The organism is Pseudaeromonas pectinilytica (genome assembly GCF_054780855.1).
This window is the reverse complement of the sequence record NZ_BAAGVN010000173.1, coordinates 1-808: the sequence shown is the minus strand read 5'-3', so window position 1 is coordinate 808 and position 808 is coordinate 1. Positions and strand designations below refer to the sequence as shown.

The window sequence follows — 808 nt, the reverse complement described above, 5'->3', positions numbered from 1 at the left end:
TTCGCAAGCTCGATACCTTGGTGCTCTACCTGCAGCAGATCGGGGTCAGCCGGTTCGAGGTTGATGCCAGTAGCTTCATGCTTGCACTACGACAGCGGTAACTTGTTACCTACGTCGAGACCCTCTATAATATAAACCAAAGGTTATATTTGGTGCGCTATGTGGACAGTAAAAACGACCTCTCTATTCGATGTCTGGTTTGATGAACAAGACGAGGCCACGCAGGAGAAGGTTTTGGCTGGGTTGCTTGCCTTGGCACAGGGCGGTCCATCAGTAGGGCGACCCTTAGTTGATACCATCAAGGGGTCTCGCTTTACGAACCTCAAAGAGCTGAGAGTTCAGCACCAGGGGGATCCGCTACGAGCGTTCTTTGCTTTTGACCCGTTGCGGCAAGCTATCGTGTTGTGTGCTGGAAATAAGGGCGGTAACGATAAGCGGTTTTACAAAGAGATGTTGCCGGTCGCTGAGGCGGAATACGCCAAGCACTTAACTGAGTTGGAGGTAGGGTAATGGGAAGAACACTGAATGAGATGCTGGCCTCCCGCTCGGTGGATAGTCAGCAGCGGATCCAGGAGATGGCTAACGAGCTGCTGCTGGAGGTACGCTTGCAAGCGCTGCGTGAAGAGTTGGAAGTGTCCCAGGTGGAGTTGGCCTCTGCCCTCGGGATCAGCCAACCGGCCGTTGTGGCGATGGAGCAGCGTGGGAATGATATCAAGCTATCCACCATGAAGCGTTACGTGGAAGCAATGGGTGGGAAGCTGCGTGTTGATGTTGAGCTTCCTACAGGGAGGCATGTCGGTTTCAACGT

Annotated in this window: 2 protein-coding genes; both read left to right on the top strand. The window is 53.3% G+C overall.

Translation table 11 applies throughout. The annotated features are described in order from the left end of the window. The first annotated feature begins 159 nt into the window (after positions 1 to 159). Complete coding sequence (locus tag ACYVG7_RS10045) at positions 160 to 510, top strand: type II toxin-antitoxin system RelE/ParE family toxin (protein WP_024943279.1); 351 nt, start codon at positions 160 to 162, stop codon at positions 508 to 510. Continuing rightward, on the top strand, positions 510 to 808 hold a 299-nt coding region (locus ACYVG7_RS10040; protein ID WP_024943280.1), incomplete at its 3' end, for a helix-turn-helix domain-containing protein. The genes ACYVG7_RS10045 and ACYVG7_RS10040, both read left to right, overlap by 1 nt.